Raw genomic sequence first — 12,560 nt, 5'->3', positions numbered from 1 at the left:
ATGATATGGCTTACCCAATTCCCAACACTCCGCGTTGATATTGCCGGACCCATCGATGCACTTGTTCGCTATATCAACATTCATTACGGTATTTTGTTTGTGTCAATGAAGCGTATGCTGGGTTCTTTTATCGGAGGACTTCAGGATATTCTTCAAGGAGTCCCCTGGTGGATCTTGATTCTTCTTGTAGTCCTTGGCGGCAGCCGCCTATGGAAGAGTTACGGAAAAGGAGCACTCTTTGGATTCCTGCTTTTTTTCGTGGGACTTTTGGGTTACTGGGATATGATGTGCGAAACCCTCGCCATCGTTCTTTCGGCTGTACTTTTTTCCCTCCTCATGGGGATTCCGATCGGCATTCTCCTTGCCTCTTTGAAAGGTGCCGAATCCATACTGACACCTTTCCTTGATGCGATGCAGACGATGCCCACTTTTGTGTATATGATCCCTGCCGTCATGCTCCTGGGGCCCGGTAAAGTTCCGGCAGTCCTTGCAACCGTAGTCTATGCTATTGTACCGGTCATCAGACTGACCAGCCACGGCATCCGGCAAGTCGATCCCGAAGTGGTAGAAGCTTCGCACTCCTTCGGAGCGTCGCGCTGGCAAGTTCTGTGGACAGTTCAGCTTCCCCAGGCCCTCCCTACCATCATGACCGGAATCAACCAAACGATGATGATGGCAGTTGCCATGGTCGTCACAAGCTCCATGATCGGTGCCAATGGTCTCGGCATGGAAGTCCTCATTGCGATCAACCGCATGGAAGCAGGCCGCGGTCTCTCGGCAGGACTTAGTATCGTCATCATTGCCATCCTGCTGGACCGGCTGACGCAGAGCCTCGTGCGAAAGGAGGAATAGAAATGAAAGAATCCACTCCGATTTTGGAAGTCCGAAATCTTTACAAGATCTTTGCGCCCCACGAACTCCGGGGCAGCAGGAAAACAACCTATAAACTGCTTGAACTCGGGGCAACGCGCCGCGATGTGTGGGAAGCAACCGGCATGACAGCGGCCGTCATCGATGTATCCTTTACCGTCAAAAGAGGAGAACTTTTCGTTCTGATCGGTTTGTCGGGAAGCGGTAAATCAACCCTGATCCGCTGCCTCAACCGGCTGCATCGCCCGAGCCGTGGTTCCGTTCTCATCGAAGGCGAAGACATTACCCAATATGACGAGGCCCAGCTGCGACAATTGAGGCGCACAAAAATCTCTATGGTCTTCCAAAACGGCGGCCTTCTGGCCCACCGCGACGTGCTCAGCAACGTCGCATATGGTCTGGAAATCCAAGGCGTGCCCAAGAAAGAACGGGAAGAAAAGGCTATGGAAATGATTCAAATGGTGGGACTCGAAGGTCATGAACACGATTCCCTGAAGAGTCTTTCCGGAGGAATGCGTCAGCGGGTCGGCATTGCGAGAGCTCTCGCAACCCCCTGCGACATTCTTCTGATGGACGAGGCTTTTTCGGCTCTCGATCCCCTAGTAAAGAATGATTTACAGTTTGAACTTCTTCGCATCAAAGAACAGACGGGAAAGACCATTATCTTCATTACCCACGATATCAACGAAGCCTTTAAACTCGGAGACCGTGTGGGCATCCTGCGCGACGGCCGGATGGTTCAACTCGATACCCCGGAAAATATGCTGGCCCACCCCAAAAATGATTACGTCCGCCGCTTCATTGACAGCGTCGATACGACAAAAGTCCTGACCGTACGGAACATCATGACCGTCCCGGCCGCTGTAGTCAAGAATACGGAAGGAGCCCATGTAGCCCTTAAAAGTATGAAAACAGGAGGCGTCTCCAGTGCTTACGTCGTCAGCGAAAACATGCATTTCGACGGCATCATTACGCTGGATGGGGCCCTGTCCGTGAGAGATGGGAAAAAGAACTTCGATGAAGTCATTATCCGGGACATTCCCCAAATTACCGATTTGGAAACACCCATAGCAAAAATTGTCCCTTTAGCAGCAAGGACCCAGTTTCCCCTTGCCGTCGTCGACTCCAATAAGGTGTTTCGGGGTATCGTCACAAAGGCCTCGGTACTCTCGTCTTTGTCTCATGCCGCTCCGTCATAAGAAAAGATTCACAACTGAAAAAAGGGCTGTGAAAATAGGAACTCAAAACGAAGTTTCCTTTTTCACAGCCCTATATTTATTTTATTCCCACACACGAATTTTAACGTTGATTTGCTGCGCCGCCGTCCGGTCCGCATAAATAATTCCGCGGTTCATGGCACAGTCCGAGGCATCCCGGCCTACGGCCACGCGGATATGTCTGGGACCCGCAGGGATATTGTTCGTAGGATCAAGGCCATACCAGCGGTGTTCATGCAGCACCTCTACCCAGGCATGGCTTTCCCCTTCACCAATCAAAAAGCCGGATACATACCGCGCCGTAATACCGGCTACGCGGCACAGCGCAATCATGGCATGGGCATAATCCTGACAAACGCCGGAACGCTGCGCAATAGCTTCTTCAGCTGTTGTCCTGACGTTCGTAACCCCTTTGACATAAGAAAATTGACTATAGAGAAAATGCATGAGTTCCGTAGCATAAGACAGCGTATCCTGCATCCTGTTTCCCCGGAACGCAGAAAAGAGGCTTGCCGCTCCCGGACCCGGTGTAACGAGAGTGCCTCCATACTTGTATTTCAGCAACTGCCCGAACGGTTCGGACGGTTCACTGTCCGCCAGTCCCGTAATGACAGTTCCCGTTTCATGGAAATAGAATTGACTCATCCTGACGGCATCCCGTCCGCACAGGAGACGATTGCCGAACGCGTCCGCTCCTTCCCACTGGCAGGTTCCCGGAATCAGCTCCGTTGTCAGTGTAGTGACACGCTGCACAGCACTGCTTTGCGGAATGGTACGCAGAGTGAACGTATTTCCCTCCACCGGTACCGAATATGAGATTTTCATCGTATAGTCAAATTTCAAACGGCTCATAAAGAGGCCCCTATTTCGTCTACGAGATGTAAAATTGCATCATAATCAAGTTCATCTGCCCGTCCGAGCTCCATCAGGCGGTCAATTTTTGCCGTATCGTACTTGAGTCCCGTTTTGGGGATACGCCCGGCCAGGCGCCGGATTTCATGCGATACTTCCTTGGGTTCATAATGGATTCGGGCATACATATCGATGCGTTCGATGCGTTTGCCTGTTTTTAAAATACTGCGCACCTCCTCCGCATCGACGACATCGTCCACAATGCCCCAAAAGGCCAGCACATGATCCATCAAATCACGAATGGGAATAAAGGGAGAATCGCTTTGCTCCGCTTTATCGATATCATACATGGCCAGTTGAATGTAAGCCTGACACTGACTGCTCAGCTGCCCGCGCAGCAGAATAGCATTATCATATGCTCTTGTCAAGTTGCTGCGGATTGAATCCGGATTAGACGGATCAAAGGGATAGCGTTTGATAAAATCGGCTTTATCTTTATAGATGTTCGGAATTTCCATACGCCTGCAGTACTCTTCATAGCTGTCCTGCATCTCGTCGATCATATGGTCATATTCCTTTGCATACATCCGCACTGTCGTATAGACTCTTTCCAAGTAACGTCCGAGCCATAACAGGCAGTCGGACTGATTCACTGTGATAATACCCATGTGTCCTTGAAGCCTCCTCCTTGAGACGAATTAACAATAAACGAATCAGGATTCGTCGTAAACCGCGTCAAACCGCTGTGCCATACCATCGGCTCATCGGCCATCAGCACAAAGGCACGCAGATCCGCTTTGCGGGGAACCCGTTTTTCTCCATCCATAATATCGAGATCCTGGAAATCGATAACATTCTGGGCAATAAACCGGCGCGGATTTTCCTTCAAAAGACGCTTGAAGTCCGCCTTCTGCTCTGCCGTCATCTTGCTGGCAAAGACAACCCCGTAGCCGCCGGCTTCGGCGACATCTTTCCAGACAAGTTCATCAAAATGATCCATGCAGTATTTTCTGTCCTTCTCGTAGAACGGAAGATACGTCGGTGCATTATTCAGGATCGGCTCTTCACCCAGATAATACTTGATCATTCTGGGCACAAAATAATAAATACCTTTATCGTCAGCCACGCCATTGCCGACAGCATTCAGCACCGCCACATTGCCGGCCCGGAAAGCATCATACAAATGCGGAACACCGATCAGAGATTCCGAGCAGAAATTCATAGGATCCAGGTATTCGTCGGAAATACGGCGGTAGATTGCCCCTACGCGATCCTTGCGGCCGTCGTAGTTTTTGTAATAGACAATATTATTTTCCACCACAAGGTCTTCGCCCGTAACCAGGTTGGCATCCATCTTTTCGGCCAGATACGAATGCTCAAAATAGGCCACGTTGTAGCGTCCGGGCGTAAGAACAACTGACATGCCGCCGCAGCTCACATAGTCCATGGTCTTTTTCAAGAGTTCGGCATAATTGCGGTTATCATCGATACGCACCTTATGGAACGCTTCAGGACAGCAGATACGGCAGATTTCCCGGGCAATCAATGGATAGGAAGCACCGCTCGGTACACGCAGATTGTCTTCCAGGATATACCAGGTTCCGTCCTTTCCTTTTACCAGATCGATGCCGGAAATATGATTGTAGATGCCCCGGGGAGGCACAACCCCTTCACACTCAGCCATATAGCCTTTCGAAATAAATAGAAACTCCTCCGGAATTACCTTGTCCCTGACAATCTTTTTCTCCCCATACACATCTTTAAGAAATTCATTCAATGCTTTGGCGCGCTGCTTCAGTCCACGCTCCAGGTAAACAAATTCTTCCGCAGAAATTATCCTTGGAATCGGATCGAAAGGGAAAAGCTGCTCCTTGAATTCATTGTTTTTATAAATACTGAATTTCACGCCATACCTTGCGAGCAGCTGGTTTACCTGATCTGCATGCTTCAGCAAATCCAATTCGACCGGAACGCCCATATTAACAGCCCCTCTGTAAAAAATATGAACAATAAATACGGAAACAAGCGATTGAAATGCATTTCAGCTTATTTATGGTTTTTATTTTAGTATAAAGTTTTATTAAATTCAACACTATTTTATATTTTATTGTATATTTACTTTGATATTGTAATCTTATTTATATTTTATGTTTGTTTTATTCTTTTCATTTTATTTTTCGATGCTTCTTTTTTACAGCATATAATCAAAGTAAATCGTTTATTCTTAATATTTATTTTATTTTACTATATATTGTTCGTACTTTATATAAAGACTATTGTCTACTATTAATCAGACTCATAAAAAAAAGAGCTGCGAGAAATCATGATTTCACAGCTCTCTTCGGGCTTTTCTGCGCTGATAGAAAACCACCCTTTCCACTTATTTCAAATACGCTTCGATTTGTTTTGCCTTGAGAACGCGGCCGGAAGACACAACCTTTCCGTCTACTACAAGGGCTGGGGTACTCATAATGCCATATTTGGCAATCTGCGCAAAATCCGTAATGTATTCGACTTCCGCATCGATTCCCAGATTCTTTACAGCTTCCTTCGCTGCGCTTAAAAGTGCCTCACAACGGCTGCAGCCGCCTCCCATTACTTTGATATTCATGATTCGAGTTCCTCCTTTGCGATTTTTTCTTTCAAAACATTGATATGCTTTTCTATTTGCTCCATGACAGCAAGAAAATCAGCGTCGCTTTTTCCGGTAGGGTCTTCCAGTTCCCAATCTTCATGATGAGCACCCGGAACAGCGGGACACCTTACCCCGCAGCCCATCGTAATCACCCAGTCTGCCTTGGGGCATTCTGAAAGCAGCTTCGGCCTTTGTCCGCCTGCAATCATGTCGATGCCATACGTTTCACGCATCAAACGCACCGCATCCGGATTAACCGCTGCCTTGATGTGGGTTCCTGCCGAATAGCTGTCAAAAACATCTCCGGCCAGACGTTTCCCCATTGCTTCGGCAATCTGACTGCGACAGGCGTTATGGGTACAAACAAAAATGACTGCGGGTTTGTTATGTTTCATCCGTGCACGCTTCTGCACCGGACGCCCCACCGCACCGGCACCCCGGTGAACCACATTTCAGTGTCGCGATAAAATCCCTAAAGGCAGTCATGGTGTCGCAGTTCAGGGAATAATACGTATTTTTCCATTCCTTCCGGCTCTTCACGAGGCCGCACTCTGTTAGAATTTTCATATGGTGCGACAAGGTCGGCTGCGTAATCTGAAAATGTTCAAGAAGCTTACAGGCACACATTTCCCCGCCCGTCAGCAGCTGTACAATCTGCAGCCGATTGGAGTCGCCTAAAGCTCTGCAAATCAAAGAAACGTCGATAGCGTTCACGAAATCACCTCACATCAGGAAAGACTGAAGCATATTGAAAGCATATCCCACGATGATAATGCCGATCGTACAAATCAAAACAAAAGTGCCCAAAAGCCGCGGCTTGACGGCCTGACGCAAGAGAATCAGGGACGGAAGGCTCAGCGTCGTAACTGCCATCATGAAGCTGAGGACAGGCCCCAGGAGAGCCCCTTTTCCGAGCAATGCTTCCGCAATCGGAATCGTACCAAAGATATCCGCATACATCGGTACGCCTACAAGTACGGCGAGAACCACACCGGCCGGATTTTGACTCCCCAGAACTTTTTCCACCATAGCTTCCGGTATCCAGTTGTGGATCAAGGCCCCGATACCTACACCAATCAGGATATAAGGAAAGACTTTCCGAAAGGTCATCACCATCTGTTCCCTGGCAAAGTCCAACCGGTCCTCTACGGTCATTTCCGGTGAATCAATATCCGGACCCGCCGCGGCGTTACGAATAAAATCCGCCACCTCATCTTCCATATGGAGATGTTCGATCAGCGTGTCTCCGATGACGGCAATGACAAGCCCCATCAGCACATAAGCCACTGCAATCTTTGCACCGAAGATGCCCATCAGCAGCACAAGGCTTCCTAAGTCAACCATGGGCGAAGAAATCAAAAAGGAAAAGGTTACGCCCAAAGGAAGGCCGGCACTGGTAAATCCCATAAACAAAGGAATAGAAGAACAGGAACAAAAGGGTGTCACCGTTCCCAAGAGGGCCCCCATCATATTGGCTCCGATGCCATGAAAGTGCCCCAGTATTTTCTTGCTCCGTTCGGGAGGAAAGAAGCTCTGAATAAAGGAAATGCTAAAAATCAGCACGCACAGTAAAATCGTAATCTTACTGACGTCATACAGGAAAAATAAGAGGTTGCCGCCTAATCGGCTCGTTACGTCTACACTCAGCCGCCCAAGCAGTGCAGCAAAAAGCGCATTGAGCCACTGCATCCCAAAGACTTGATTTTGGATAAAGTGCCACATATCCGCACCTCCTTTTATCATATCGATACCTATCTAAAAGAGTTTATTCATGCTACTGGAAAGAATCTTAATGGACTTTTTTATATTACATGTTAAACTTAACCTTACAAGCTGCGTAAAGTAAAATTATGATATACAAGTCAAAAAAGGAGTGTGAATCAGAATGAAAAAATGGACAATGATTGTTCTGACAACTCTGTTAACGCTGATTGCTTCTGTCGCATTTGCATCTGTGCATCAGGATTCGGCGAAGCTAGGTGGTATCGGGTATGGTACGGATAGTTCATACGTACAGCAGTTATACGGTTCACCATCAGAGGTAGAGCGGAAACATACTTCATCTATTTCTTCGGGAGTGGCATATGAATATGAATACGGCGATTCCGTATCCATTCATGTAGCGGATGGAAAGGTGTACCGAGTAGAAGTTTCGGCTAATAATGGCTGGCAGACACCAGAAGGGGTGCACGTAGGGATGGATGCTTCTGTCGTGCAAAAAACCTATGGAGTTCCCGATATGACTCGTGGGGATAAATTCATCTATACCGTTACGGGTACACCCGATATTGGTATGAAATTTGAAATCGAAAATGGCAAGATTGATGAGATAGAAATAGAGAAGATAAAATAATTCCTTCACCATCTCAATGTTCTCGTTAGGTCATATCTTTTAATAAAAATAAAAAAAGAGTCATGATGGGAATTTTATGTTCCCACCATGGCTTTTTTAGTCATGACCACTGGCAAGCACCAGTGCATAGATGCGCTTCACGCCGGCCCTTCTTAAGGTCCGGGCCGCACTTTCGAGAGTGCTTCCCGTCGTCAGGATGTCATCTACAAGGATGACGGCCCGCGGAAGTGCGGCGCCCTTCTTCACGGCAAAACAGTCTTTCAGATTCTCTTCCCGCTCTTTACGGGTAAGACCGTATTGCGGCGTCGTAGGACGGGTACGTTCAAGTACCGGCATAAAGTTCATACCGTTTGCCACGGTCCAGGGGCGAAAAATTTCTTCCGGTATGTCATAGCCGCGCGCTTTCCTGCGCTTTGGATCTGTCGGGATTGGTATGACAGCCGGCAGCACATTTTCTTCTCTCCAGGGTAAATCCTTTAGCGGTTCCATGCCTTTTTTCAAAGCCATAGCAAGGCGCGGCAGGTACTCTTCCCTCCCGGAAAATTTAGCGCCATGCAAAGCCGTTTTGATGCCTCCTTCGTAGCGAAATACCTTGAAAGCGGTAAAACGCCAGGAAAGTTCAGGCACCAAAATATGAGGTGCATAGACAAATCGAAAACAATCCTCACACAAAAGTTCCCGGCCGGGAACGGGCGTTCCACAGCCGGGGCAAGTGCAAGGATATAACAAATCAAGCAGCAGTTCTTTGATTTCTTGCAGCATATAAACTCCGATCCGGGGTGGTAAAGTTGGTGGATAGTGATTAGTGACTTAGAGTGGTTAGTACAATCGTGCGCGCAGATTGTTAGTTAAAATTTAATAGACAGATAGCAGTTAGCAGCTTGCAGATAGCTGCAGGTGGCGAAGCCTTCGGCAGAACGATGTGCCTACGGTTCTTAACTTAGCTTCCTCCACTTCGTGATTCATCTTCCTTCCGACTACGTGGAAGAAGGTGACAGAGGAATGCCAAACCTGACGTTTTGGTTTAACTGAAAAATTCCTGCTTCAGCCGCTCTGCCAGGAGAGAATAGCGCTTCCGGGTCTTATCGTTGTTGACAGCTATCTGCATCGCCTTGCGGCTTCCTGCCAGATAGACCTGCTTGCGGGCGCGCGTCACGGCCGTATAGAAAAGATTCCGCTGCAGCATGATATAGTGACTCGGTACCAGCGGCATGATGACTACAGCATATTCGCTGCCTTGGGATTTATGAACGCTCATAGCGTAAGCCAGGCGCAGTTCCTCTGCTTCCGCCCCCTCATATTCGACTTCCGATCCTTCCGTCCGGTCCGGGAAAGAAACGACGATATGATTGCCGGCAATATTCCGGATGGTCCCGATGTCTCCGTTAAAGATATTCTTATCATAATTATTCCGGATCTGCATGACTTTGTCACCGACCCGCATGACCGTAAACCCTACTTTAAGCTCCGGCTTCCCCGGACGAGGCGGGTTAACCCGTGCCTGAATCTGCTGGTTTAAATTTTCCACACCGCAGAGATTCTTATGCATCGGCGTCAGGACCTGCACATTTTCCCAGGAGAGCTTTTGGCCGATTTTTGCATAGAGATCGACCACATACCGCATAGTCTCCTCTTCCGAAGCAAAAGGTGTAAAAACAAAGTCCTTCTCCCCTTCCCACTCCGGCATGAGACCCTGGTTGATGCGGTGCGCATTGCGGACAATCGGGCTGAGCTGCGCCTGACGGAACACGTTTTCAAGGCGCACAATAGGCATCGTCCCGCTCCGGATAATGTCCTTGAGCACAGAGCCCGGCCCTACAGAAGGCAGCTGATTGATATCGCCGACAAGGACCAAACGACAACCAAGCGGCAAGGCCCGCAGCAAATTGTACATGAGAACGATATCCATCATGGAAGCTTCATCGACGATAACGGCATCAGCCTCCACCGGATTATCTTCGTTGCGTCCCCAAAGCGAATCAGCATCATCCGCAGCCGGTGAATATTCCAGCAGGCGGTGCACCGTAAGCGCCGGTTCCCCTGCCGATTCGGCAAGCCGCTTCGCCGCTCTTCCGGTCGGTGCGGCGAGCTGGATGCGGCAGCCCGCTTTTTGTAGTACGGACAAGATGCCTTTGATAACCGTCGTTTTACCGGTACCGGGACCGCCCGTCAATACAAAGACGCCGTGTTTGACCGAGGCCCGGATAGCTTCAATCTGTTCCGGCGCCAGTTGGATATTCTCATCAGCTTCCCATTCTTTGATAATGGATTCATAATCCACTTTCCAAAGGTTATTGACTTTATCGCGCAGCGTCAGCAGCCGTTTTGCGACACCTGTTTCCGCTTTATAGAGGTATTCCGCATAGACACAGGTCTGGTTCCCCATATCTTCCGTCCGAAGAATTTTCTTTTCAAGAAGATGGGTATAGACGTTCCGTACCTCGAGCGGAGTAAGCTGCAGTACTCTGGCCGTAGCGTTGATCAGCCACTCGTCAGGCACACAAGTATGTCCCTGCGTCGCACTCGACATCAGGGCAAACCGGATGCCTGCCTGGATGCGTTCCTCGCTGTTCATCTCAATACCGAGGGAGTGTGCAAGCCGGTCCGCAGTCCGGAAACCGATGCCTTCCACGTCCTCAGCGAGGCAATAGGGATTATTCGTAATCCGCGTAATTGCCGTAGCGCCGTAAAGACTCTGGATACGGGGAGCAAAATTCCCACTGATGCCGTTCTGTTCAAGGAACAAAATGAGCTCCCGCGAGCCCGTCAGTTCCCCGTACGAATCAATGATATCCTTGGCCTTTTTCTTGCCGATACCCGAGACTTCGCAGAGTCGTTCCGGCGCATTCTCAAGCACTGACAGTGTATCCTCCCCGAAATGGAGCACAATCCGTTCGGCCATGGCCGGACCTACGCCCTTCAGCGCACCTCCGCCCAGCATCTTAATGAGAGCTTCCTTGCCGGATGGTTTCATGGCTTCCCAGTAATTGGCATTGAACTGCTTCCCAAAGCGGGGATGCTGTGTCCACGTACCGGTCAGTTTGACCTGTTCGCCGGCAAATGGAGCCTGTCCGCGGTATACGGCCGTGATGGAACCCAGTTCCCGGTTTTCAGCACGAAATACGCTGAATTCTCCGTTATTGGACTGGAACACGATATTTTTAATTGTCACCTGAATGCTCTCTAACTCTGCCATAAGTCACCTCATATGAGAAATATTATAACATTGTTAAGATGGAAACACAAAACAGCTGCAGGTGCAGTCCAAAAACAGGGGCATACCTTCCCATTAACGCATCTTTATATGGTTTTACCTCCTTCCGCCCTGCACTCCAGGCTTCTATTTTCCCTTTACACTTGCTTGACTCATGGTCTATAATTAAAAGGCTGAAGTATAATTTTAAAACAAGGATGTGCTGCCTCGTGATAGGACAAGGGACACAGGTCGCAATGGATATGTACCGCTGCGACGAAGAAGTCGTATATGATAAAGACAGAATTCTGGAAATCCTGAAGGATACAATGACTCGCTTTGCCATGAGGGAGGATGCACTATACCTGAATGACAAAGAAGACGAAGATAATTTTACTTTCGTGGTACTCTTCGATGGCGGTCATATTTTCCTGCACGTATTTCCCGATTATGGATACGCAGCCGCTGATGTCTTCAGTCAGCTGGATGAATCCAGACCGGAAGAAGTAGCAATTTATATCCGCAAGAAATTCAGTCCGGATCAATCCAAGTTAACCGTCCTGCAGCGCGGTGATTTCGGTTCTATCGCCGATATGAAGCCCCGCCGCAAAAAGATGGTAAAGCCGATCCGCCGGGCCAAGAACGCCGGAGCTACGCTCAAAAAGCTGGTACTGAAGACCACAAACACGAACAACTGACCATACCCAAGAGGCTGTAAAAAGCCTCTTCTTTTTGCAGAATGAGGAAAAAATGAACTATTTACTTTGGGATATTGACGGCACGCTCATGCTGACCAATTTTGCCGGCGTCGCCGCTATGAAGCAAACGGTAGAAACACTGTATGGTGTTCCCGAATTCACCTTCACTTACGGAATGAGCGGCCGCACAGATAAGTACATCACACGCAGAGCCGTGGAGCAGCTCACCGGTTCTTGTTCTCAAAAAGATATTGACCGGTTCATCGAAGTCTATGCCGGATTGCTCCCTGCTTCCATGACAGCAAAGCACGGCCACCTGCTTCCCCATGTCAAGGAATGCCTTGCCTGGGCCGATGCTTCTCCTGCCTGCAAGTCTGTACTGCTGACGGGCAACTGTGAGCCGGCTGCGCACGCAAAAGTAACCCATTTTGGCATCGAAAAATATTTTGATTTTAAACTGAGTGCCTTCGGGGAACTCAGTGAGCAGCGTTCCGATCTTTCCCGCCTTTTGTGGCAAAAAATCCAGGAAGCCGATACAAAAGCTTCCCTGGACGACCTGCTGATTATCGGCGATACACCTCACGACGCGGAATGCGCCGCGGCCATCGGAGCCCGCTGCTTGCTTGTAAAAAATGGATCCGTCTATAAAGAAGAGGATCTGATTGCCTCCCATCCGTGGAAGATGATAGAGGAACTGCCCTCCAGCCCGGAAGACTGCCAGGCGTTATTTGTACGTTGAGGA

Annotated in this window: 13 protein-coding genes and 1 pseudogene; 5 read left to right on the top strand and 9 right to left on the bottom strand. The window is 48.9% G+C overall.

The genetic code is table 11. The annotated features are described in order from the left end of the window. The gene (locus tag LKE33_07030; protein ID MCH3950669.1) at positions 1-852 is read left to right on the top strand and encodes an ABC transporter permease subunit; all 852 of its coding nucleotides are present in this window, start codon (positions 1-3) and stop codon (positions 850-852) included. A gap of 2 nt (positions 853-854) precedes the next feature. Continuing rightward, positions 855-2,069, top strand: a complete 1,215-nt coding sequence (locus LKE33_07025; GenBank protein MCH3950668.1) for a betaine/proline/choline family ABC transporter ATP-binding protein — start codon at positions 855-857, stop codon at positions 2,067-2,069. 81 nt (positions 2,070-2,150) lie between these two features. On the opposite strand, the gene LKE33_07020 is transcribed toward LKE33_07025, so the two are convergent. The 7 genes and pseudogenes from LKE33_07020 to LKE33_06990 form a co-directional block, all read right to left on the bottom strand. Continuing rightward, positions 2,151-2,939 carry a transglutaminase family protein gene (locus LKE33_07020; GenBank protein ID MCH3950667.1) on the bottom strand — a complete coding sequence of 263 codons (789 nt, stop codon included), beginning with the start codon at positions 2,937-2,939 and terminating at the stop codon, positions 2,151-2,153. Then, the gene (locus LKE33_07015; protein ID MCH3950666.1) at positions 2,936-3,607 is read right to left on the bottom strand and encodes an alpha-E domain-containing protein; all 672 of its coding nucleotides are present in this window, start codon (positions 3,605-3,607) and stop codon (positions 2,936-2,938) included. The genes LKE33_07020 and LKE33_07015 overlap by 4 nt, the downstream gene beginning before the upstream one ends. Then, complete coding sequence (locus LKE33_07010; protein MCH3950665.1) at positions 3,589-4,917, bottom strand: circularly permuted type 2 ATP-grasp protein; 1,329 nt, start codon at positions 4,915-4,917, stop codon at positions 3,589-3,591. The genes LKE33_07015 and LKE33_07010 overlap by 19 nt, the downstream gene beginning before the upstream one ends. Before the next feature lie 402 nt (positions 4,918-5,319). Further along, positions 5,320-5,550: a thioredoxin family protein gene (locus tag LKE33_07005; GenBank protein ID MCH3950664.1), complete on the bottom strand. Its 231-nt coding sequence runs from the start codon at positions 5,548-5,550 to the stop codon at positions 5,320-5,322. Next, a complete protein-coding gene (locus LKE33_07000) occupies positions 5,547-5,969 on the bottom strand; it encodes an arsenate reductase ArsC (protein ID MCH3950663.1) in 423 nt (140 codons plus the stop codon). Before LKE33_07000 ends, LKE33_07005 begins: the two co-directional genes overlap by 4 nt. 88 nt (positions 5,970-6,057) lie before the next feature. Next, a pseudogene (locus LKE33_06995) lies at positions 6,058-6,288 on the bottom strand (metalloregulator ArsR/SmtB family transcription factor). A gap of 9 nt (positions 6,289-6,297) precedes the next feature. Beyond that, complete coding sequence (locus LKE33_06990) at positions 6,298-7,296, bottom strand: permease (protein ID MCH3950662.1); 999 nt, start codon at positions 7,294-7,296, stop codon at positions 6,298-6,300. A gap of 163 nt (positions 7,297-7,459) precedes the next feature. Between LKE33_06990 and LKE33_06985 the strand changes: the two genes are divergently transcribed. Further along, entirely contained in the window at positions 7,460-7,927 is a 468-nt protein-coding gene (locus tag LKE33_06985; protein ID MCH3950661.1) for a hypothetical protein, read from the top strand. Positions 7,928-8,023: 96 nt separating this feature from the next. Here the strand turns inward: LKE33_06985 and LKE33_06980 are convergent, their stop codons facing one another. Both LKE33_06980 and LKE33_06975 read right to left on the bottom strand, forming a co-directional pair. After that, positions 8,024-8,689 (bottom strand): ComF family protein, encoded by a 666-nt coding sequence (locus LKE33_06980; GenBank protein MCH3950660.1) that lies wholly within the window; start codon positions 8,687-8,689, stop codon positions 8,024-8,026. Between the two features lie 262 nt (positions 8,690-8,951). Then, positions 8,952-11,123 (bottom strand): ATP-dependent RecD-like DNA helicase, encoded by a 2,172-nt coding sequence (locus LKE33_06975; GenBank protein MCH3950659.1) that lies wholly within the window; start codon positions 11,121-11,123, stop codon positions 8,952-8,954. A 227-nt stretch (positions 11,124-11,350) separates the two neighbouring features. Here LKE33_06975 and LKE33_06970 point away from each other — a divergent pair, with 227 nt between their 5' ends. Together LKE33_06970 and LKE33_06965 are read left to right on the top strand one after the other, a co-directional pair. Then, complete coding sequence (locus LKE33_06970; GenBank protein ID MCH3950658.1) at positions 11,351-11,818, top strand: S-adenosylmethionine decarboxylase; 468 nt, start codon at positions 11,351-11,353, stop codon at positions 11,816-11,818. 52 nt (positions 11,819-11,870) lie between these two features. Further along, the gene (locus LKE33_06965; protein MCH3950657.1) at positions 11,871-12,557 is read left to right on the top strand and encodes a haloacid dehalogenase-like hydrolase; all 687 of its coding nucleotides are present in this window, start codon (positions 11,871-11,873) and stop codon (positions 12,555-12,557) included. Positions 12,558-12,560: the final 3 nt, after the last annotated feature.

The sequence above is a fragment of the Acidaminococcus sp. genome (assembly GCA_022482815.1).
Lineage (GTDB): Bacteria > Bacillota > Negativicutes > Acidaminococcales > Acidaminococcaceae > Acidaminococcus.
Note: the sequence above shows the minus strand (reverse complement) of the source record. Positions and strands in the feature narration are given on the sequence as shown.

Bases quoted from the DNA above. Each gene is read 5' to 3' on its own strand.
- LKE33_07030 (MCH3950669.1), top strand. From the start codon at position 1: ATGATATGGCTTACCCAATTCCCAACACTCCGCGTTGATATTGCCGGA.
- LKE33_07025 (MCH3950668.1), top strand. From the start codon at position 855: ATGAAAGAATCCACTCCGATTTTGGAAGTCCGAAATCTTTACAAGATC.
- LKE33_07020 (MCH3950667.1), bottom strand. From the start codon at position 2,939: ATGAGCCGTTTGAAATTTGACTATACGATGAAAATCTCATATTCGGTA.
- LKE33_07015 (MCH3950666.1), bottom strand. From the start codon at position 3,607: ATGGGTATTATCACAGTGAATCAGTCCGACTGCCTGTTATGGCTCGGA.
- LKE33_07010 (MCH3950665.1), bottom strand. From the start codon at position 4,917: ATGGGCGTTCCGGTCGAATTGGATTTGCTGAAGCATGCAGATCAGGTA.
- LKE33_07005 (MCH3950664.1), bottom strand. From the start codon at position 5,550: ATGAATATCAAAGTAATGGGAGGCGGCTGCAGCCGTTGTGAGGCACTT.
- LKE33_07000 (MCH3950663.1), bottom strand. From the start codon at position 5,969: ATGAAACATAACAAACCCGCAGTCATTTTTGTTTGTACCCATAACGCC.
- LKE33_06990 (MCH3950662.1), bottom strand. From the start codon at position 7,296: ATGTGGCACTTTATCCAAAATCAAGTCTTTGGGATGCAGTGGCTCAAT.
- LKE33_06985 (MCH3950661.1), top strand. From the start codon at position 7,460: ATGAAAAAATGGACAATGATTGTTCTGACAACTCTGTTAACGCTGATT.
- LKE33_06980 (MCH3950660.1), bottom strand. From the start codon at position 8,689: ATGCTGCAAGAAATCAAAGAACTGCTGCTTGATTTGTTATATCCTTGC.
- LKE33_06975 (MCH3950659.1), bottom strand. From the start codon at position 11,123: ATGGCAGAGTTAGAGAGCATTCAGGTGACAATTAAAAATATCGTGTTC.
- LKE33_06965 (MCH3950657.1), top strand. From the start codon at position 11,871: ATGAACTATTTACTTTGGGATATTGACGGCACGCTCATGCTGACCAAT.